This window comes from Cedecea neteri (assembly GCF_000758325.1).
Taxonomy (GTDB): domain Bacteria; phylum Pseudomonadota; class Gammaproteobacteria; order Enterobacterales; family Enterobacteriaceae; genus Cedecea; species Cedecea neteri_B.
The window spans coordinates 1,726,121-1,747,079 of record NZ_CP009459.1 but is presented as its reverse complement, the minus strand read 5'-3'; the positions used below and the strand labels follow the sequence as shown (position 1 = coordinate 1,747,079).

At 53.9% G+C, this 20,959-nt stretch carries 22 protein-coding genes and 1 tRNA gene; 7 read left to right on the top strand and 16 right to left on the bottom strand.

The window, feature by feature from the left end:
- Positions 1-7 precede the first annotated feature (7 nt).
- Positions 8-1,306, bottom strand: coding sequence for an inorganic triphosphatase (locus LH86_RS08310; RefSeq protein WP_039300180.1), 1,299 nt, complete (start codon positions 1,304-1,306; stop codon positions 8-10).
- 235 nt (positions 1,307-1,541) lie between these two features.
- On the opposite strand from LH86_RS08310, the gene LH86_RS08305 reads away from it, so the two are divergent.
- Both LH86_RS08305 and LH86_RS08300 read left to right on the top strand, forming a co-directional pair.
- On the top strand, positions 1,542-2,162 hold the full coding sequence (locus LH86_RS08305) for a TIGR04211 family SH3 domain-containing protein (protein ID WP_039289986.1): 621 nt from the start codon (positions 1,542-1,544) through the stop codon (positions 2,160-2,162).
- 81 nt (positions 2,163-2,243) lie between these two features.
- Entirely contained in the window at positions 2,244-3,485 is a 1,242-nt protein-coding gene (locus LH86_RS08300) for a multifunctional CCA addition/repair protein (RefSeq protein ID WP_039300178.1), read from the top strand.
- Between the two features lie 12 nt (positions 3,486-3,497).
- On the opposite strand, the gene bacA is transcribed toward LH86_RS08300, so the two are convergent.
- Both bacA and folB read right to left on the bottom strand, forming a co-directional pair.
- A complete protein-coding gene (gene bacA / locus LH86_RS08295; protein ID WP_039300175.1) occupies positions 3,498-4,319 on the bottom strand; it encodes an undecaprenyl-diphosphate phosphatase in 822 nt (273 codons plus the stop codon).
- 114 nt (positions 4,320-4,433) lie between these two features.
- A complete protein-coding gene (folB, locus tag LH86_RS08290) occupies positions 4,434-4,802 on the bottom strand; it encodes a bifunctional dihydroneopterin aldolase/7,8-dihydroneopterin epimerase (RefSeq protein WP_039300172.1) in 369 nt (122 codons plus the stop codon).
- Between the two features lie 107 nt (positions 4,803-4,909).
- Between folB and plsY the strand changes: the two genes are divergently transcribed.
- Positions 4,910-5,530, top strand: coding sequence for a glycerol-3-phosphate 1-O-acyltransferase PlsY (gene plsY / locus LH86_RS08285; protein ID WP_008460038.1), 621 nt, complete (start codon positions 4,910-4,912; stop codon positions 5,528-5,530).
- Positions 5,531-5,609: 79 nt separating this feature from the next.
- Here plsY and LH86_RS08280 read toward each other — a convergent pair whose 3' ends face one another.
- The 3 genes from LH86_RS08280 to tsaD form a co-directional block, all read right to left on the bottom strand.
- Positions 5,610-5,840, bottom strand: a complete 231-nt coding sequence (locus tag LH86_RS08280; protein WP_039306009.1) for a hexameric tyrosine-coordinated heme protein — start codon at positions 5,838-5,840, stop codon at positions 5,610-5,612.
- 149 nt (positions 5,841-5,989) lie between these two features.
- Positions 5,990-6,784: an indole-3-glycerol phosphate synthase TrpC gene (gene trpC, locus LH86_RS08275; RefSeq protein WP_039300169.1), complete on the bottom strand. Its 795-nt coding sequence runs from the start codon at positions 6,782-6,784 to the stop codon at positions 5,990-5,992.
- A 159-nt stretch (positions 6,785-6,943) separates the two neighbouring features.
- Positions 6,944-7,957, bottom strand: coding sequence for a tRNA (adenosine(37)-N6)-threonylcarbamoyltransferase complex transferase subunit TsaD (tsaD, locus tag LH86_RS08270; RefSeq protein WP_039300165.1), 1,014 nt, complete (start codon positions 7,955-7,957; stop codon positions 6,944-6,946).
- Positions 7,958-8,206: 249 nt separating this feature from the next.
- Between tsaD and rpsU the strand changes: the two genes are divergently transcribed.
- The 3 genes from rpsU to rpoD all read left to right on the top strand — a co-directional run bounded on the left by rpsU (position 8,207) and on the right by rpoD (position 12,316).
- On the top strand, positions 8,207-8,422 hold the full coding sequence (gene rpsU, locus LH86_RS08265; RefSeq protein WP_001144069.1) for a 30S ribosomal protein S21: 216 nt from the start codon (positions 8,207-8,209) through the stop codon (positions 8,420-8,422).
- 153 nt (positions 8,423-8,575) lie between these two features.
- Positions 8,576-10,321, top strand: a complete 1,746-nt coding sequence (gene dnaG / locus LH86_RS08260) for a DNA primase (protein ID WP_039306006.1) — start codon at positions 8,576-8,578, stop codon at positions 10,319-10,321.
- Positions 10,322-10,471: 150 nt separating this feature from the next.
- Entirely contained in the window at positions 10,472-12,316 is a 1,845-nt protein-coding gene (rpoD, locus tag LH86_RS08255; RefSeq protein WP_039300162.1) for an RNA polymerase sigma factor RpoD, read from the top strand.
- Positions 12,317-12,578: 262 nt separating this feature from the next.
- On the opposite strand, the gene mug is transcribed toward rpoD, so the two are convergent.
- Complete coding sequence (gene mug, locus LH86_RS08250; protein WP_039300159.1) at positions 12,579-13,085, bottom strand: G/U mismatch-specific DNA glycosylase; 507 nt, start codon at positions 13,083-13,085, stop codon at positions 12,579-12,581.
- A gap of 126 nt (positions 13,086-13,211) precedes the next feature.
- Here mug and LH86_RS08245 point away from each other — a divergent pair.
- Positions 13,212-13,287, top strand: a tRNA-Ile gene (locus tag LH86_RS08245).
- Positions 13,288-13,424: 137 nt separating this feature from the next.
- Here the strand turns inward: LH86_RS08245 and LH86_RS21985 are convergent.
- The 9 genes from LH86_RS21985 to LH86_RS08210 form a co-directional block, all read right to left on the bottom strand.
- A complete protein-coding gene (locus tag LH86_RS21985) occupies positions 13,425-13,643 on the bottom strand; it encodes an ogr/Delta-like zinc finger family protein (protein ID WP_071842819.1) in 219 nt (72 codons plus the stop codon).
- 75 nt (positions 13,644-13,718) lie between these two features.
- A complete protein-coding gene (locus LH86_RS08240) occupies positions 13,719-14,822 on the bottom strand; it encodes a phage late control D family protein (protein ID WP_197061711.1) in 1,104 nt (367 codons plus the stop codon).
- On the bottom strand, positions 14,813-15,298 hold the full coding sequence (locus tag LH86_RS08235) for a phage tail protein (protein ID WP_039300152.1): 486 nt from the start codon (positions 15,296-15,298) through the stop codon (positions 14,813-14,815). Before LH86_RS08235 ends, LH86_RS08240 begins: the two co-directional genes overlap by 10 nt.
- On the bottom strand, positions 15,295-18,042 hold the full coding sequence (locus LH86_RS08230) for a phage tail tape measure protein (protein ID WP_039300150.1): 2,748 nt from the start codon (positions 18,040-18,042) through the stop codon (positions 15,295-15,297). The genes LH86_RS08235 and LH86_RS08230 overlap by 4 nt, the downstream gene beginning before the upstream one ends.
- Positions 18,035-18,154: a GpE family phage tail protein gene (locus LH86_RS21980; protein WP_071842818.1), complete on the bottom strand. Its 120-nt coding sequence runs from the start codon at positions 18,152-18,154 to the stop codon at positions 18,035-18,037. Before LH86_RS21980 ends, LH86_RS08230 begins: the two co-directional genes overlap by 8 nt.
- 14 nt (positions 18,155-18,168) lie before the next feature.
- Complete coding sequence (locus tag LH86_RS08225; protein WP_039300148.1) at positions 18,169-18,471, bottom strand: phage tail assembly protein; 303 nt, start codon at positions 18,469-18,471, stop codon at positions 18,169-18,171.
- Between the two features lie 54 nt (positions 18,472-18,525).
- Complete coding sequence (locus tag LH86_RS08220) at positions 18,526-19,041, bottom strand: phage major tail tube protein (protein WP_039300146.1); 516 nt, start codon at positions 19,039-19,041, stop codon at positions 18,526-18,528.
- Positions 19,042-19,050: 9 nt separating this feature from the next.
- Positions 19,051-20,223: a phage tail sheath protein gene (locus LH86_RS08215; RefSeq protein ID WP_039300144.1), complete on the bottom strand. Its 1,173-nt coding sequence runs from the start codon at positions 20,221-20,223 to the stop codon at positions 19,051-19,053.
- Positions 20,224-20,387: 164 nt separating this feature from the next.
- Complete coding sequence (locus tag LH86_RS08210; protein ID WP_039300141.1) at positions 20,388-20,957, bottom strand: tail fiber assembly protein; 570 nt, start codon at positions 20,955-20,957, stop codon at positions 20,388-20,390.
- Between the last annotated feature and the right edge of the window lie 2 nt (positions 20,958-20,959).

Here is a 20,959-nt window from a genome sequence, read left to right as displayed (position 1 = left end):
CAGTCTATTATTTCCCGCTGTGCAGCCAGAAAGGCGCCTGCGAGATCGCTTCATTTCGGTAGTGCTCAATTTCTATGCGCTGGCGGGTGACGATGGCGTGACGCAGCCCCTGCCAGTTTTCCAGCCACGGCTGGGTTTGCGCATCGCTGTATACTCCGGCCAGCAGGCGGATAGCATCCGTTTCACGCGCCAGGCGCGGCAGCTGGTCTGCGTATGCATCCCCCAGCGGGCGCTGGAAGGCGTCTTTTAGCTCAGCCGCATGGCGGGAAAGATGCGTATCAGCAAAACGTTTAAAGGAGCTATCCAGCTTCGTGCGGCCTTTCTCATCAATGAACGGCTGCCACTGGCGCTCCACCAGCCAGCGGGTCAGCGCCAGCTTAGCGCTGCTTGCCTGTGCGCTATAGACAATCACTTCGGCTTTTTCGTCGCCGGCAAAGCGTACTTCGAGCGCAATCAGCTGCTCACGTAAGTGGGTACTCGCTTTTCTTGGAATAATACCGCCAAAAAGCGCGAGGGCATGACGCACGAGACCTACGGCATCAACCACCTGCTGCTTAGCCGCTTTCACGCCGCTAAGCCAGAGTTCTTCATGGTAAAGCCAGTGAGCGAGCGCCAGCTCCAGAGCACCTTCCAGCCCTTGCTCAACGCTGGCTTTAGCAGGCGGATACAGCACGCCCAGCGGTTTCACTTCGCGCACCGCATTGCCCTGGGCCAGATGATAGCCCCGTGCAGCCTTGCTCAGGCTACCCTGACGCAGGCCAGATTCTGTGACCAGGCTTTCCGCCAGAGCCAGTAAATCCGCCGTCTCACCGCTCAGCAGCTCAAGTTCAAGCTCGCAAATGGGAGTCTGGTGCTCACCGGCTTTCACTTCCCCCAGATCCAACGCCAGTTCAATACGGCTTTCCCCGTGAGTAACTACCCACTTTTCGCGCGCGAAATCCGTGCTGAACAGCGGCTTCACGTCGGCCTGTAAAGTCGCCACGTCCAGCCCTTCCGGCCAAACTTCTGCTGGCAGCAAAGCAAGGTCCAAATCTGGCTTGCTTAGCGCCACGTTGTATTCAGGGCGCTGATGCAACCCGCCGGTCACACGCCCGGCGATTTTCATCGTCATTTCGTATTGCCCGGCATCACCGCGAATACGCAGCCCCATGTCGTGGCGGCGCAGCAGGTTATCCGCTGTTTCATAATAAATATTGAGCAACTGACGAGGGTCGCTGTGCTCGCCCGGCAGGGCATTTAATTTGTCGCGCAGCGCGTCAAGTGCAGCGGGGTTAACGATGAATTTAAGTTCGATTTCCTGGGCCATGTCTTCTTTACTTATGTTTACGTCACACCAGGCGATCGCCTGGCGAACTAAATAGCGTCGATTAGGTCTGTAATAGTACGACAAAATACCCCGTCGGGTAGCGAATTTGCGGTAGGGCCAGAACGCCGGGTGGTCAAATTGACATCAGGATGATTCTCATTCAGGTTTACGGATTGCGCCGTCAGACTGTTGCCACTACTATCGTTCCACACTTTATGAAAATAACGACGAAATAATGCAGAAATTACGCCTGATTTGCCTCACTTTGCTCTCCCTTAGCGTTTCCGTCGTGGCTCATGCCGAAGAAAAACGTTATGTCTCTGATGAATTAAATACCTGGGTCCGCAGCGGCCCGGGCGATAACTACCGCCTGGTTGGTACCGTCAACGCAGGGGAACAAGTCACACTGCTGCAAAGCAACGAAGAAACTAAATACGGCCAGGTACGTGACAGCAACGGGCGTACCTCCTGGATCCCCCTCGCGCAGCTGAGCACCACCCCAAGCCTGCGTACCCGCGTGCCAGATCTGGAAAACCAGGTCAAAACGCTGACCGACAAGCTGAATAACATCGACACGACCTGGAACCAGCGTACCGCTGAAATGCAGCAGAAAGTGGCCCAGAGCGACGGCGTTATTAAGGGCTTGAAGGATGAAAATCAGCAGCTTAAGAACCAGCTTATCGTCGCCAAGAAAAAGGTGGATGCCGCCAACGTGCAGCTTGACGACAAACAGCGCGCCATCATCATGCAGTGGTTTATGTACGGCGGCGGCGTGGCAGGGTTTGGCTTGCTGATTGGCCTGCTGCTTCCGCACATGATCCCAAGCCGCAAGAAGAAAGACCGCTGGATGAACTAACGGCGGTACATTAGCCGTTGATTCCCCCTCGCATCTACACTTACCATTCGTGGTTCAATAACGGTGCCAGGGGTGTAAAGCGTGAAGATTTATCTTGTCGGTGGTGCGGTTCGTGACGGGTTGTTAAAACTGCCGGTTAAGGATAAAGACTGGGTTGTGGTTGGGGCAACGCCTCAGCAAATGCTGGATGAAGGCTACGAACAGGTCGGGAAAGACTTCCCGGTGTTTCTGCATCCGCAATCCCACGAAGAGTATGCGCTGGCCCGCACCGAAAGAAAATCGGGCCAGGGTTATACCGGCTTTACCTGCTATTCGGCACCGGACGTCACGCTCGAACAGGATCTCCTGCGCCGCGACCTGACGATCAACGCTATTGCCCAGGATAAGAATGGCGAGCTTATCGACCCGTATAACGGCCTTGCCGATATCGAGCGTCGCCTGCTCCGCCATGTTTCACCGGCTTTCAATGAAGATCCGCTGCGCGTGCTGCGCGTGGCGCGTTTTGCTGCACGTTATGCCCATCTTAATTTCCAGATAGCGCCAGAAACGCTCGCCCTGATGCGATCCATGACGGACAACGGCGAAATTGCCCATCTAACCGCCGAACGCGTGTGGAAAGAGACGGAGAATGCGCTGACCAGCCGCAATCCGCAGGTCTTTTTTTCCGTACTGCGCGAATGCGGCGCCCTGAAAGTCCTGTTCCCGGAAATCGACGCGCTTTACGGCGTCCCTGCTCCGGCAAAATGGCACCCGGAGATAGACACCGGTATTCATACGCTGATGACCCTGTCTATTGCCGCGCTGCTTAGCCCGGCAGTGGACGTGCGTTTTGCCACGCTGTGTCACGATCTGGGGAAAGGACTGACGCCAAAAGAGAAATGGCCCAGCCATCACGGCCACGGCCCGGCAGGCGTTAAGCTTGTGGAACAACTCTGTACCCGCCTGCGCGTGCCAAACGAGATTCGTGATCTGGCCAAACTGGTCGCCGAATTCCACGACCTCATCCACACCTTCCCGATTTTGCAGCCCAAAACGGTGATCAAGCTGTTCGACGCCATTGATGCCTGGCGCAAGCCGCAACGCGTGGAGCAAATTGCCTTAACCAGCGAAGCAGATGCGCGCGGGCGTACTGGCTTTGAGGCCAGCGATTATCCGCAGGGGAGAATGCTACGCGCGGCCTGGATTGCAGCGCAGAACGTAACGAATAAAGAAGTGATAGACGCAGGCTTCAGCGGCCCGGCCATTCGTGAAGAGCTAACGAAGCGGAGAATTAAGGCCGTCGCAGCCTGGAAGGAAGCGAACTGCCCCCAGCCGCAAGGCTGAGGGCGAAGGTTACTAGGTGAAGATAAAGAACACCACGGCGGCAACAATAAAGCGGTAAATCGCAAACGGAATAAACGAAATACGCTTGATGAGTTGCAGGAAGGTTTTGATGGCGACCAGCGCCACGATGAACGCCGTGACAAAGCCCACGGCAAACATCGGCAGGTCGCCCATGGTCAGGAAGCCGATGCTCTTATAGAGATCAAGCGCAGTCGCCCCCATCATCATCGGCACCGCCAGCAGGAATGAGAACTCAGAGGCCGCATAGCGGCTAACGCCCATCAGCATCCCACCGGAAATCGTTGCCCCGGAGCGAGAGAATCCCGGCCACAGCGCCAGACACTGGAAGCAGCCAATCATAAACGCCTGGCGATAGGTGATGTCGTCCACGCCTACGGCACGCGGCACCTTGGGTTTCAGGCACTCGGCGGCAATCAGCAGCACGCCACCCACCACCAGGGCATACATCACGTTAACAGGGTTAAACAGCGATTTAATGGCATCGTGCAGGACAAGGCCCAGCACGACCGCCGGGATCATGCCCAGTAAAATATGGATCAGAGAAAGACGACCAGTACCTACCCCTTCATGCTCAGGAGGGTGGCCAAAGTGGATACCAATCAGACCAAACAGGCGACGCCAGAACATCACCACCACGGCGAGAATAGAACCCAGTTGAATAACCACTTCGAAGGTTTCCGCGGTTTGCCCTTCGAAGCCTAAAAGATGCCCTACGATGATCATGTGCCCGGTAGACGATACCGGTAAAAACTCCGTTAACCCTTCCACAACGCCAAGAATGGCGGCAATCGCCAACGTTGGTAAATCGCTCATCACTTACCCCTCATCCCGAAAAACGAACACAAAAAACGGCACACGAATTACGTCTGCCGCAAAAGATACGTTGATAAGACCAGCACGTCGCCGTTTGGTTTAACGCTCAGGCCATTATTTGCTTTGTTTCAGATTATTGCCACGCTCGATAATAACACCGACATTTGTGGCCTGTGCAACGGCGCCAGGCTTGCTCACCTTTAACCGAATCCACGGAGAATTAAAGCGGGTCAACAGCAGTTCCGCAACCTCTTCAGCCACACGCTCCACCAGCGCAAAACGCCCGCCGCCGACGTGCTGCAAAACGGCTTCGCTGACATCCGCATAGCTGAGGCAATCCTTAACGTCATCACTGCCCGCCGCCTGGCGGTTATCCCAGGCCATTTCGATATCGAACACCAGCTTCTGTTCAATGGTTTGTTCCCAGTCATAAACACCGATGGTGGTGATTACCGAAAGTTGCTCTATAAATACAATGTCCATCACGCCCTGCCCGGTTTTTAGTCATGCCGGATACCACTTCCGGCGAAATATGCGTATTATCCACAGATGCAAAGAAGACTTCGACACTTTCAACATGGAACAGCGTTATGAGTGCAATCGCGCCTGGTATGATTCTCCTCGCGTATCTTTGCGGCTCGATTTCTAGCGCCATTCTGGTGTGCCGCATTGCCGGTCTCCCCGATCCACGCGAGAGCGGCTCCGGTAACCCAGGAGCAACCAATGTGTTGCGTATTGGCGGTAAAGGTGCGGCCGTAGCGGTACTAATTTTTGATGTGCTGAAAGGCATGCTGCCGGTCTGGGCGGCCTGGGCCCTGGGCGTAACCCCCTTCTGGCTTGGCCTGATTGCTATTGCCGCCTGCATGGGCCATATCTGGCCAGTGTTCTTTAAGTTTCAAGGCGGAAAAGGCGTCGCCACGGCGTTTGGTGCCATTGCCCCTATCGGCTGGGATTTAACCGGCGTGATGGCGGGCACCTGGCTGCTAAGCGTACTTCTGAGCGGCTATTCTTCCCTCGGCGCCATTATCAGCGCGCTGATAGCCCCGTTTTATGTCTGGTGGTTCAAACCGCAGTTTACCTTCCCGGTAGCGATGCTCTCCTGCCTGATCCTGATGCGCCATCACGACAATATTCAGCGCCTGTGGCGAGGGCAGGAAACGAAAATCTGGGCGCGATTTAAAAAGAAAAAGAAAAAAGACGAGTCTGAATAATCCTGTCTTATTTGAGCCCCGCAGAAACAATAAAGGAGTGATAAATCACTCCTTTATTCTTAGGTAAATCAGCTAAATGCTAAGCCTTCCAGTAATTATTCGCGGCCGCAATGGTCTGGAAATGAATCGCTATCACCTGAGATGACGCAATCAGCGCATCTGCGTCATTCGCGTAGACCGGACGCAGCTTTTTCAGCACTTCCGGGTCTGGCTGTACGGTTTTGACTCCCCGACGGCTCAGCGTTACCGCCAGTTCATACCCTGCCTGCGGATCGTCAGTTACCAGCGTTGTTAACCATTTATCGCTCATATTGTCCCACTCATTATCGTTATTGTATAAATTGCATTTTTTATGCACTTTAAGTGCACGACATTTATCAACATAATCCTGGCAAAAATCAATAAAAAAGCCCGCTATCTCAGCGGGCTTTAGGCGTGGTTTAACAAACGCTCAGCCGTTTAGCGCTCGGGGAAAAACATCGCGGCCAGTTCTTTACCCGGTTCTTCTGCCCGCATAAAAGCTTCACCCACAAGGAAATTATTCACATTAGCTTCACGCAGACGAATGACATGCTCGCGCGTAGCGATGCCTGACTCGGTCACAACCATGCGATCTGCCGGCAACTGTGCCAACAGGCTGATGGTCGTTTCTATCGTGGTCTCGAAGGTGCGCAAATTACGGTTATTCACACCAATAAGCGGCGTGGTCAACCGAAGCGAACGTTCCAATTCATCGGCGTCGTGTACTTCTACCAACACCGCCATGCCCAGCTCGTGCGCCTGGGCTTCAAGTTCCTGCATCTGGCTGTCTTCAAGCGCAGAAACAATCAGCAGGATGCAATCCGCGCCCATCGCCCGGGCTTCCACAACCTGCCACGGATCGATCATAAAATCTTTGCGTAAAACAGGTAGCTCACAGGCAGCTCGCGCCTGCTGCAGATATGCCGCGCTTCCCTGGAAAAACTGTTCGTCAGTCAGTACCGATAAACAGGCAGCCCCGCCCTGTTGGTAAGAAACGGCTATCTCCGCAGGATTGAAATTTTCGCGGATTAAGCCTTTCGACGGGCTAGCCTTTTTCACTTCGGCAATCACCCCCGCCAGGCCCGCATCACGCTTGTGGCGGAGCGCGGCAACAAAATCACGGTGGTTCTGTGCGGCGGCCTGTTCGGCAAGCTGGCTCAGGGAAATCGCTTTTTTGGCGGTGGCAATTTCTTCATTCTTAACGGCGATAATTTTGCTGAGGATATCGGACACAACGTTCTCCAGGTTCAGTCGGGTATCACCTTAGAGTGCCGGATTGTGCGCCGAAAGTACCGGGCTAATTTGGCTTTCGTTTGTTGCAGAATATGACTTGCAGGAAAGGGGTTCAGAAACAAAAAAAGGAGCGGTTAAACGCTCCTTTTAGTTTGCTTATCAGGCGGCGGGTAACTCTGCCAGCGGCCAGCGAGGACGCACGCTAACGCTCAGCTCGCCAGAAGTACCGGCTTTGAGGCGAATCATCCCGGCATAGGCGATCATGGCACCATTATCGGTGCAAAACTCCGGCCGCGCGTAAAACACTTCGCCGCGGCGTTTAGTCATCATCTCGGCCAGCTTAGCGCGCAGAGTGCGGTTGGCGCTCACGCCGCCCGCCATCACCAGACGTTTAAAGCCGGTATGCTCAAGTGCACGTTTACATTTAATGGCCAGCGTATCCACCACCGCATCTTCAAAGGCGCGGGCGATATCCGCGCGGGTCTGATCGTCCGCGTCGTTATCGCGAATGGTGTTTGCCGCGAAGGTTTTCAGGCCAGAGAAGCTGAAATCCATGCCGGGACGATCGGTCATCGGACGTGGGAAGGTAAAGCGTCCCGGCGTGCCCTGAGCCGCCATTTTAGAAAGCAACGGCCCGCCAGGGTAATCAAGCCCCAACAGCTTAGCGGTTTTATCAAAAGCCTCACCGGCCGCATCGTCGATAGACTCGCCCAGCAGTTCATATTTACCAATCCCGGTAACGCTGATGAGCTGAGTATGGCCGCCGGAAACCAACAGCGCGACAAACGGGAATTCTGGCGGGTTGTCTTCCAGCATCGGGGCCAGCAGGTGGCCTTCCATGTGATGTACCGGCACGGCAGGCACATCCCAGGCAAACGCCAGCGAGCGACCGATGGTTGCGCCAACCAGCAGCGCGCCAACCAGACCCGGCCCGGCGGTGTACGCCACGCCGTCGATATCTTTGGCGGTTAATCCAGCCTCTTTTAGGGCAGCCTGGATAAGCGGCACAGTCTTGCGAACGTGATCGCGGGAGGCCAGCTCCGGCACCACGCCGCCGTAGTCAGCATGCAGTTTCACCTGACTATACAATTGGTTGGCTAATAACCCTTTCTCATCGTCATAAATGGCGATGCCGGTTTCATCACAGGATGTTTCGATTCCCAGTACACGCATGGCTTGTTTTACCTCTTTGGCCCGGCGCGAAGTTTAATCCCGGTGGCTTCCTTTGTAAAACTTTGCTGCCCCTGGGTGCACCTTATGGTGTATAATCTGCGGCCCTGGAAGATACCGGCCCTAAAAGCCAGGTTTCTGGTCGTTCGGTGCTTTACAAAGCAGCAAGAGTTGCAGTAAAATTCCGCACCATTTTGAATTAAGCTGGCCTGTATGCCAGCGGCAAACCGAATTATTAAAGGTGAGAGTTACATGCCGGTAATTAAAGTACGTGAAAACGAGCCGTTCGACGTAGCACTGCGTCGCTTCAAGCGTTCCTGCGAGAAAGCAGGCGTTCTGGCGGAAGTCCGTCGTCGTGAGTTCTATGAAAAACCAACGACCGAACGTAAGCGCGCTAAAGCTTCTGCTGTGAAACGCCACGCGAAGAAACTGGCTCGCGAAAACGCACGCCGCACTCGTCTGTACTAATCTTCTGAGGATTCACTCCTCAACTTCAGACTGAGTAGTAGTTATAAGGCCGTGCTTCCGAAAGGAATGCGCGGCTTATTCTCGTTTATAAACTGACATATCCCTGAGCTTTTAGGCCACCGCCTGAGAGATGACGGATATAGCATGGGGCCTATGGCTGGACGAATCCCGCGTGTTTTTATCAATGACCTGATCGCTCGCACCGACATCGTCGACCTGATCGATGCTCGCGTGAAGCTGAAAAAGCAGGGCAAGAACTACCACGCATGCTGTCCATTCCATAACGAGAAAACCCCCTCTTTCACCGTGAATGGTGATAAACAGTTTTACCACTGCTTTGGCTGTGGCGCACACGGTAACGCCCTCGACTTTCTGATGAACTACGACAAGCTCGAGTTTGTCGAAAGCGTTGAAGAGCTGGCGACCATGCACAACCTTGAAGTGCCGTACGAAGCGGGCAACGGCCCAAGCCAGATCGAACGGCACCAGCGCCAAAGCCTGTATCAACTGATGGACGGCCTGAACGCCTTTTATCAGCAGTCCCTGAAGCAGCCCGCCGCAGAACCGGCGCGCCAGTATCTGGGCAAGCGTGGCCTGAGCGATGAAGTCATTAGCCATTTCGCTATCGGCTATGCGCCACCCGGCTGGGATAATGCGCTTAAACGCTTTGGCGGCAACAGCGAAAACCGCCAGGCACTGACGGACGCAGGCATGCTGGTCACCAACGACCAGGGCCGTAGTTACGACCGTTTTCGCGAGCGGGTCATGTTCCCGATTCGCGATAAACGCGGCCGGGTCATCGGGTTTGGTGGACGCGTGCTGGGCGATGCCCTGCCAAAATACCTGAACTCCCCGGAAACCGACATTTTTCACAAAGGCCGCCAGCTGTATGGCCTGTATGAAGCCCAGCAGAGCCAGCCGGAACCGGCACGCCTTCTGGTAGTCGAAGGATATATGGATGTGGTGGCGCTGGCGCAGTACGGCATTTCCTACGCCGTCGCTTCCCTGGGCACCTCCACAACCGCCGATCATATTCAGTTGCTGTTCCGGGTGACAGATAACGTCGTCTGCTGTTATGACGGCGATCGCGCGGGACGAGACGCGGCATGGCGAGCGCTGGAAACTGCGCTACCTTATATGACGGACGGTCGTCAGCTGCGGTTTATGTTCCTGCCCGATGGCGAAGACCCGGATACGCTGGTGCGCAAAGAAGGAAAGGACGCGTTTGAAGCGCGGATGGAGCAGGCTCAGCCGCTCTCCACGTTCCTGTTTAACAGCCTGCTGCCGCAGGTTGATTTGAGTACGCCAGACGGAAGAGCGCGGCTAAGCACGCTGGCTCTGCCGCTGATTAGTCAGGTACCCGGCGAAACGCTGCGTATCTATCTGCGCCAGGAGCTGGGCAACAAGCTCGGTATTCTGGACGACAGCCAGCTTGAAAAGCTGATGCCTAAACAGGTCGAGGGGGCAACACCTCGTCCGGCGCCTCAGCTAAAACGCACAACCATGCGTATACTGATAGGGTTATTGGTACAGAATCCGGAACTGGCTCCACTGGTCCCGCCACTAAGCGGGCTGGATGCCGCAAAACTGCCGGGTTTAACGCTGTTTAGCGGCCTGGTTGACGCCTGTCTGGCGCATCCGGGGCTGACAACCGGGCAGCTACTGGAACAATATCGTGGCACAAATGAGGCCACGACCCTTGAAAAACTCTCGGCGTGGGACGATATAGCAGATAAGGACATTGCTGAAAAAACGTTCACCGACTCGCTGGACCATCTTTTTGAGTCGGCGCTGGAGCTGAGATTTGAAGAATTAATGGCACGTTCCAGAACGACGGGGCTGACCCCGGCGGAGCGTGAAGAAGTCCGCGTGATCACGCAGTCGCGCGCCAAAAAATAGATTCGCGGCTTAACTGCCGAACATTGATCGGGTCACCCCCGAACGCCGCACGGACGGGCTGCGGCATAAAAATAAATCAGCCCTCGTACGTTATTGTTGGCGGCAACGCCTACCGACACAACCCTAATACTGAAGTGTGGATACCGTCTTATGGAGCAAAACCCGCAGTCACAGCTCAAGCTTCTTGTCCAACGTGGTAAGGAGCAAGGCTATCTGACCTATGCCGAGGTCAATGACCATCTGCCGGAAGATATCGTCGACTCCGATCAGATCGAAGACATCATCCAAATGATCAACGACATGGGCATTCAGGTGATGGAAGAAGCCCCTGATGCCGATGATCTTTTGCTTGCTGAAAACTCTAACAACACCGATGAAGACGCGGAAGAAGCGGCTGCCCAGGTGCTGTCCAGCGTGGAGTCCGAAATTGGACGTACCACCGACCCCGTGCGTATGTACATGCGCGAAATGGGGACCGTTGAACTGTTAACCCGTGAGGGTGAGATCGATATCGCGAAGCGTATCGAAGACGGTATCAACCAGGTACAGTGCTCGGTTGCCGAGTACCCGGAAGCGATCACCTATCTGCTGGAGCAGTACGATCGCGTTGAAGCTGAAGAAGCTCGCCTGTCCGACCTTATCACCGGCTTTGTTGACCCGAACGCGGAAGAAGATCTCGCGCCAACCGCAACCCATGTCGGCTCCGAACTCTCTCAGGAAGAGATGGACGACGATGAGGACGAAGACGAAGAGTCTGACGACGACAGCTCCGACGATGACAACAGCATCGACCCGGAACTGGCGCGCGAAAAATTTGGTGAGCTGCGTAAGCAGTACGAACTGACTCGCGACACCATCAAAGCGAAAGGCCGCAGCCACGCTGACGCCGCCGCGGAGATCCTGCAGCTGTCTGAAGTGTTCAAACAGTTCCGCCTGGTGCCAAAACAGTTCGACTACCTGGTCAACAGCATGCGCGTCATGATGGACCGCGTTCGTACCCAAGAACGTATCATCATGAAGCTGTGCGTTGAGCAGTGCAAAATGCCGAAGAAAAACTTCATCACGCTGTTCACCGGCAACGAAACCAGCGAAACCTGGTTCAACGCGGCCATTGCGATGAACAAGCCGTGGTCTGAGAAGCTGCATGAAGTGTCCGAAGACGTTCACCGCAGCCTGCAGAAGCTGCAGCAGATCGAAGAAGAGACCGGCCTGACCATCGAGCAGGTAAAAGACATCAACCGTCGCATGTCCATTGGTGAAGCGAAAGCGCGCCGTGCGAAGAAAGAGATGGTTGAAGCCAACTTGCGTCTGGTTATTTCTATCGCTAAGAAATACACCAACCGTGGCCTGCAGTTCCTCGACCTGATTCAGGAAGGCAACATCGGCCTGATGAAAGCCGTTGATAAGTTTGAATACCGCCGTGGCTATAAGTTCTCAACTTATGCAACCTGGTGGATCCGTCAGGCTATCACCCGTTCCATCGCCGACCAGGCGCGTACCATCCGTATTCCGGTGCACATGATTGAGACCATCAACAAGCTCAACCGTATTTCGCGCCAGATGCTGCAGGAGATGGGCCGTGAGCCAACGCCGGAAGAGTTAGCCGAGCGTATGCTGATGCCGGAAGACAAAATCCGTAAAGTGCTGAAAATTGCCAAAGAGCCTATCTCCATGGAAACGCCAATCGGCGACGATGAAGATTCGCATCTGGGTGATTTCATCGAGGACACTACCCTCGAGCTGCCGCTGGATTCTGCCACCTCCGAAAGCCTGCGTTCCGCAACGCACGACGTTCTGGCTGGCCTGACTGCGCGTGAAGCGAAAGTCCTGCGTATGCGCTTCGGTATCGACATGAACACCGACCACACGCTGGAAGAAGTGGGTAAACAGTTCGACGTTACCCGCGAACGTATCCGTCAGATTGAAGCGAAGGCGCTGCGCAAACTGCGCCACCCAAGCCGCTCTGAAGTCCTGCGTAGCTTCCTGGACGATTAATCGGTGCCAAAAATTGAAAAGCTCCCGCCAGGGAGCTTTTTTTTGCCTTGAATTTCTGGGCACTGTCGTTTTTCAAAGCGCTTTTTCCAGTCTCCCTCCGGACACTTCTTTTCATTCCCTCTCTCCCTCCGGGAGCTTCTTTTAATTCCCCTTCTCCCTCTGGAAGCTTCTTTTTATCCCCCTTCTCCCTCTGGAAGCTTCTTTTTATCCCCCCTCTCCCTCTGGGAGAGGGCCGGGGTGAGGGAAAACGGCAACACCTTATTTACCGCCCACGCACCGTCAACGACTCATTCAGCTCTCTATAAGCCTCAGCCAGATTATCCAGCGTGATGCGGCTCAAGCCGCTTGGATTAGGCAAAATCCACACCTCGGTATCACCAAGGGTAATCTCCTGCCTGCCCCATTTCACACCACGCTGCCTGAAAGCCTGCTCAAACGCCTGCTTACCCAGAATCGCCAGCGCTCCCGGATGGTACTCCTGCATCTTTGTAATCAGCTCTCGCCCTCCGGCACGCAGCTCCTGCAGCGCCACTTCGTTTGCCTGCACGGTTGGCCGCTCCACCAGTTTCGTCACGCCGCAGCCGTAGGAAAGCAACAGCTGTGCCTCCTCAGGCTTGAGCTGTCGGTCCGTAAAACCCGCGAGGTGAAGCACTTTCCAGAAGCGATTGGCAGGATGCGCAAAAGGCAGCCCGAGATGAGCGGATGATTTTCCCGGATTAATACCGCAGAACACGACCCGAAGGTCAGGCTGAAGGATATCGCTAACCATTGTATTTCTCAGCTGAATGAATGGAGTAGGAAGTATAAGGGATTGATTAGCCATTGTTTATAAAACAAGCACACGTCACTTAAGCGCTGGATCGTCACCGCCAGTTACATTATAATTCAGCGCCACGGCCCCTTAGCTCAGTGGTTAGAGCAGGCGACTCATAATCGCTTGGTCGCTGGTTCAAGTCCAGCAGGGGCCACCAAATTTTAGATTTAAAATCATATAATTAAGCCACTCTAGCGAGTGGCTTTTTTGTTTGCTGATTATTCATTGGCAGCAAAATGGCAGCAGGATTTTAACCATGCCCAATAAAAAAACCCGCCGAAGCGGGTTAGTTTGTCAAAAATTCATATGCCCCTGACCTCCATTTAGTGGATGAGGTGGAGCGTGATCGACTAGTCCTGGGGTAACAATAAACCGTACTACCGTTTCATGAGTGACAAAGGTGGTGCCGCAATTAACATTTTGGCACTGGCAGTAACGCTCCTTAGTGGTGTCGGAAACCCGGAAGCTACTCCGAGTATGTGCCGCATGTCCACATTTCGGACAATTCATCATAACCACTTTTCTCCTGCCGCCCTATCAATCACACAATGATACATCACAAACCCATTTTGTGAACAATCATTCCATTTATAAATCATCTATCTTCACCTCAAACTCAATACTGGTAGTAAATCCACTATCAGCACTAACGCTATGAGTCAGGGTTGTAATCGTCCATTCAGCATCATCAATAGGCTGCTTAAACCCTGAAACTTTCACCGGCATTTCGGTATAGAGATCAGCACGCCCTTCCGCCAATTGCAGAGAAAACGAAGCCACACCGCGCTGCAGCCTCTCCCACTGCATTTTGGCCGCCCGCTCGGCATTTCCCCGGCTTGCATAGGTACGACTCAGCACCAGGACATTTTCATCCGTTCCTACTAGATAATCGCCCTGTTTTTTCTCTGCTTTTTCCGCCTCGGTTGGCTCTGGCTTGGCCTTTTTTCTCCGGCGCTTAACCGTGGCAGTTTCTTTTTTTTGTGGCTCCTTCGTATCAAGCCAGCTCGCAATAACGCCCGTGTAAGCTCCCCGGTCAGCCAGGGTGAAGTGGTGCCCGTCCCCGGCCTGCCGTGTAATCGTGATGACAGGCAGCGGCTTACTGCTCGCCGTTCTTCCCTGCCCCTGCCGGATAAAGAGCAGGTTGCCATCTTTTATGGAGGCGATAGCCCCATACTGGCGGGCCAGCTTCATTAAAAAACTGGCGTCGCTTTCATTGGTCTGATCCATGTGCTCTACAGACTTTCCGGCCACATCTTTTCCCAGCGCCATTTTCAGCTTGTGTCTCGCAGCAACTTCCCTGACTACATCCCCGACCGTTGTTTTATGCCACGATTTTTCCCGGCGGGTGTTCAGCGTTTCCCGAAAATCCGCACTACGGGCGCGGATAGTTAACTTATCCGGCGCCCCGCTGTGCTCAATCTCATCCACAGTGAAAGCCCCCTTTGGAAACAGCGGCTGCCCCTTCCAGCCGAGAGCAAAATTGATTACTGCCCCACGCCGCGGCAGGACTATTTTTCCGTCCGCGTCGTCAAGCTCCAGATCGAGCTGGTCAGCCTCAAAGCCCCGGTTATCCGTCAGCGTCAGACTCATAAGGCGCTCATCCATCACCGTAGTAACATCCTTGCCCTCAATAATGATGCTGAAAGCCGGGGTTTTGCTGTTCAGATTTAATAAATCAAAGTTCACGACAATAATCCCCCAACGGCATTTTTCAGCTTACCTGCCGCTGCAGCCGCAGAATCCTGGAGGTTGCTTAGCTGGTCTTTCAGATCACCAAACATTTCTGTCAACGATTCATCGACACGCTTTAGCGTCAGGGTGAACTCAATCCGGCGTGGCATACCACTTTCAAAAAATTCCGTCCTGGTTGTACTCATGCTTTCAATGATGAACATGCCGTAAATCGTGCCGCTCCCCTCAATGAGTGGCCACGCCTTACCCAGCTCTGCCATCACCTCCAGCGCCAGCAGTGACAACCTGCCGCCGGTGATTTCCGGTAACAGAACCCCCGAAAGCGTCAGAGTGTCATTGTCAGGGCCAAGATACTGCGTTGACGGCCTGCGGTTTACGCGACTGTTTGTTGCGTGCCGCCAGCTGCGCTGATATTGCAATTCCTGATAAGGGATCGTCCGCAGTTGAAACACATACATTCCCAGAATCATCATCATGGCTCGTAGCCCCCCTGATCGCTAAAGTTGCTGCGGGCTTTTGCTTTCGCCCTGCTTTCACGCTCATTCAACTGGCGAGCGACCTCCCGCGCGATATCCTGCGCGTTTTGCCCCGGCTGGGTATAAATGGTGATTGGTGCGTGAGTTTCTACGTGCATGACCGGCGCAGGAGCTGCGGCTTTGTCAGCTTTAATGTTGTAAGAAGCAGCAGGCAAACTCATTGGGTGAAGCTGCGCCGCTTCCGCCGGTACTGATGCAACCCCCATCATCCCGGCAACCACAGAAGCCAGCGCCGCCGTCCGTGTACGGCTGGTGATATTAGCCGGGCCATTGATAATCTCAGGACCGTTTTCACCGGCAATCCCCCACTGCCCTTTTGGAATGTACCCGCCACGGTCATATGCGCCCGCATACTTCGGCCCTGGCGCCATTGTCGGCCCGGCACCTCCTGGCATGATCTGTATGGGCTGCTTACCGGGGGTTTTATCGTTACCCGTCATCCAGTCCGGCAGATAGTTTGTTACCGACGAAAGTTTGTTTTTCAGTGCTTCCCACTTCTCGTTAATGCCATTCAGTATCGAGTCGATGATTGAACTACCGTACTCTTTGAATTTTGCTGGCATGGCGGCAACATCACCCAAGATCTCATCCCATTTGTTGCTGATGGTTTGCTTAACCGTTGTCCACGCTTCCAATACGCCAGCCTTAATTGCATCCCAATTCTTCATGATCAGCCCCGGAAGGGTGTAATTGAAGAACAGAGACTTAATCCCCTCCCATGCAGCACTGGCCGCGTTTTTAATCCACTCCCACGCGGCAGACGTTGCGTTACACACCATATCCCACATGGCTTTAAATTTTGGCCCCAGCGTGTCCCAGTTCTGCCAGATGTAAATCGCACCTGCAGCTATCAGGCCAATCACGGCCAGAATCGGGTTAGCAAACATCAGGCGGCCCAGCCAGACGATGCCGGAACCAACTGTGCTAAATGCTTTTGATAGCAGGCCCAAAGATCCCGCACCTCTCAGCCCCAGCATCGCAAACTGGAAACGCAGCAGTGTTAACGGGGCCAATAGCCCAACAATGGCAAACATCACGCCGCCGAATGCAACCGTCAGGCCAGCAACAACCGCACCGATGGTGACAAAGGCTTTACTGAACGTTGGGTGCGCCTTGAGAAATTCAGCAACACCATGCAGCACGCCAGAAATTGATTTTGTCAGCTCACGCAGCCAGCCGTTATTTTTCTCGAATAACTCAACGCTGATATTTTCCAGCGCGGCGTGGAGCATGGTCATATCACCGGCCATGTTATCCAGCATGGTTTTCGATACCCGCGCCGCTTCGCCGTCATATTCCCCAGGCGCTCCGCGCATTTTCTCCAGCGAACCATCACCGGCTGCGTGCATTAAAACGCCAAACCCCGTCACGGCGTACTGCCCGGCGATATCTTTAAATATTTGCCCGCGGTCCACGTTGCCCATTTTTGAAGTCTTTGAATTGATATCTCGCAGAATATCAACCATATCCCGCATATTGCCTTTCTCGTCTTTTGTGCTCCCCCCTAATTCTGCAACTGCTTTAGATGTGCCGATACGGCTCAAAATACTGCGCATCGTCGTACCCGCCTGGCTTCCCTGAATACCGGCACTCCCCAGCATCGCGGTTGCCGCAGAAATGGTTTCCAGTGACTGCCCATATTCCCGGCCAACACCGGCAGAATATTTCAGCGACTCTCCCAACATCGGAATATCAACGTTATTTCGGGTAAACAGCGCGGTCAGCACATCAGCGACGTGGTCCATTTTCTCCGCAGGAATCCCCATTGCTGTCTGGATATTCGATGCAATGTCAGCCGTTGTCCCCAGATCGATATCACCGGCAGCGGCCAGATTCAGCATCCCCGGCATAGCCCCCTGAATCTGCTTCGCGCTGTAACCTGTACGACCCAGAAAATACTGTCCTTCCGCAACCTGCAGATCGGTAAATTTCGACTGTAACGGCAGCGTCCTGGCCTGATGCCTGAGTGCGGCCATTTCCGGGTCGTCTTTATTCTGGATGCGAGTCACGGCCTGGGTTTTACTCATCATGGCGTCAAAGTCATAACCCACGCTCAGTGTATTTTTCAGACCATTAAACATCGTGCGGCCGGTCGCCACGGAGGTATAGCCCAGCCCGGCCATCACGGCCCGCTGCTGGTTTCTGGCATTATATTTTTCACGAACGGCAGTCATCTTTGCCTGACGTTCGCCAGCAGATTTAAGCCGCTCCTGCTGCTGCTTGAGCGCGCGTGTGGCTGATTCCGTGTCTGCTTTTAACCGGCGCTGGGCATCTGACAACCTTCTGGTATCTATGCCCGCCTCACCCAATGCCTGGCGCTGCCGCTGCACAGACAAGCGAAGGTTTTTATATGTTTCACTCAGTTGACCAACCCGCCTTTTTGCCTGCTCTAATTCCCTAGCCTGCTTTTTTGTAGGGTTACTGCTTGCGGCAAACGCCCGCGCCAGTGCGGCAACTCCCTGGCGGGCTGATTCAAGGTTGCTTTTAGACCTTTCAAGTTCTGTTCGGGTCTTTCGGAATCCATCGATCCGGCCAGCCTGTTCATTCAGGCTCTTTAGCTGATCACGGCTTTTTTTGATGGCGCCAGCCAGCTCCTTAGAGCTGAACTGTGCTGCGCGGAATGGGCGGGTGAGTTTATCAACCGCATTTAAAACTACCTGCAGGCGCAGGTTGCTATCACTCATCGCTGGCCCCGCTTCGCTGAATTGCTTTATACCGCCACTCCAGCACCTCAGTTAGCGGCATAACATCAGTGACGGACGGCGGCCAGTGAAAGATGGTGGCAATGTCCGCCACCAGATCGTCAACCGTCAGGCTGTCGGTAAACCGGCAAGCACCGACTTCGGCAACAAAAAAGTCACCACCTCAACGGACAGCGTGGTTAAGTCCGCCGGGTCCATTTCCGCCATTTCCTGCTGCGTCAGTGCTGGCGTGGAAATGCGCGGAATAACGGTCATCATCGCCGACACATCCATATCCATCAGCGCCTGCAGACGAGTACCGCGCAGCGCACCGGATAATGGTTTGCGCAGGACAACTTCTTTAATCTCTGTCTTGCCGCGTTTAATAGGTGTATCAAGGGTTACGGCCTTTTCAGTCGTGGTTGCAGTCATTTTTATTTCCCGAAAATTAAGTAATGGCGCGGGTTCCCGCGCCTGTTATTTGGTTCAGAGGCCCAACGCAGCACGATGCGCTTCCATAAGATCAACCCCATCAACGATTTCAATCATGTTGACCAGATCGACCTCATACACCACTTCACCGTTAATGGTTAACTTGGCGTAGCTGTTGGTCAGGCTCACTTTCGTTGTGCTGCTCTCGCCAGTTTTCCATTCACCGGAATCAACTTCCTTAATGCGCCCACGTGTCACCAGTTCAACAGTCTGAACCTCACCGGTATCGTCTCGCTGAATTGAGCCGGTAAAACGGGTCTGAATAGCGTCAACTGTCGTTTTGCCGATCTGCTTGAATACCAGCGATTCTGTGCCGCCTAATGTGTACTCTGTATCCAGTGCGCCATCGTCCAGGCCCATATCAATATCAACGGCCCCGGCCATTCCGCCGCCCCTGAACTTTTCAAACTTACGGGTATACTTCGGCAGGGTTAGTGACTCCGCGATGCCCTGCCAGTTGTTCCCGTCATTGAACATATTCATGTGCTTTAACTTACGTGGTAATCCCATGACGCCCCCTTAAGCGCGAACCTGGCTGGAAAAATCCATCAGGTATTGATCGGTGATGCGCTGGCGCAACATCAGGTTTTCAAGCGGTGGCACTGGTGTGTAGTCGTAATCAATCGACAGCTTCCCGGCCTTGAGCGTGTCTTTGTCGTTCACGGCATCATCCAGCCAGCAGTGGCCCCCAATGAGATAGCCCTGGCTAACAAGACTGCGCATTTTTACGCGGATACCTTCGATAATGTCTCGCGCAAGGGATGGGGTCAGAGGCTTATCCACAGCCCACATGTGCGCTTCGGCCATCGTGTCAGACAGAACCTGCGCTGTGCGGGTGTAGCTTTCGAATGCGAAAAGCGGTTCATCACTGAGGCAGCGAGAACCCCAGAAGCGAAAACCGTCTTTTCTGACTAGCGTGGTAACGTCATTCTGGTTGAGCAGGCCCGCATCCGTCGCCGGGTCCTGTAGATCCCAAAACACATCCGCAGAAAGGCCGGTAACACCGTTGACTGCAACGTTAGACAGGCTTTTATGCCAGCCCGTCTGCTCGTCGATTTTTGCTCGCAACCCTAACGCACGGGCGGTGGCAAATGCCGTGGCATCCGCTTTCAACACAGTGTCAAAATTGATGAAGTCGGGCCAGATTAGCATCCCTTCACGCTGCCCGAAGTTATCCCGGTACGCGATAGCCTCCTCCATCGTTTTGCAACCGTATGCAGACAGGTAAGCGAATCCACGCAAGCTCTGAGCGATGCTCAGCAGCCCTGCCGAAACAGTTTTAGTGTCATGTCCCGGAACGCCAAGAATGCGCGGTTTAACACCAAGCTGGGCCTGCGCAGACAGCAACGCTTTCATGCCCGTTTTTTGTCCATCAGGCGTTGCGCCGCCAAGAATATTGGACGTTGTTTCTTCCTCGGTTTTTCCCTGGGCCACACGGACGACAACCGTCACAGGTTTTGTCTGATCAGCAATAGCCTGCAACGAACGGGCAAGAGTGCCGGACTCTCCCGCTTTGCCACTAGCAGTCAATACATCAGTTAGTAATACCGGTTTATTCAGGGGAAACACGGACGCATCGGCATCATCGCCGGTGCATACCATGCCCACAATAGCTGTACTTACCGTAGTAATGGGGCGGGTGCCTTCGTTGATTTCGACAACGCGCACGCCGTGGTGATAATCCTGAGCCATTTTTCAGCCTCTCTGTTACAGGGGTGCTCTTATGTTCAGGATGTTGGTCGTGATTCGCACGTAAGCGTGATTGTGCCGTGGTCAGTACAAAAGAAATTATGCTCAGCCGCGATGGTACAAAAGGCCGGTCGCTACTCGCGTCCGGCGGATGCAGTAAATTCGGGTTATGCTGATTCCAGTTTTACCGGCCAGTCTATTTCTGGCGCAAAGGATGTATCCACGGCATCCAGTGCATCAAGATAATCAAGCCACTCGTTATATTGCCCTTTTTCGGTGTCCTTTAGCCGCCCCATCGCAGCCTTGCCCGGCCATTGTTTATTGTTAATGTATTCATTAGCTTGCGCTATGCGACTTTGTTTTTCGGCCTCTGCTGAGGCAATCAACTCTTCCAGTGTCGCTTCACGCCTGACAATTTCGCCGTCCATATAGAGCCACCCCCCATGGATATCAGCGCGCCTGTTTGCCGTCGTGTTTTTGACTTCAGCAACGCTATAACCCACCGGCCATAAACCCGAGACATCATGCCCGCTGTCAGCACTGCTGATGCTGCGAATAATGTTTTTTTCGTCATAACACAATTTAATCGTGTCACTCTGAAACAGCTTTTGACACTCGTACCAGTCCAGGCCGTCGTCTGATTTCAAAAACATCACGCCGAGTTTATTTTTCAAATGCAATTGCTCAGGCGTCGCCGGATTCGCTAATTTAAAATTTCTAATATTTTGTAAAGCCATAA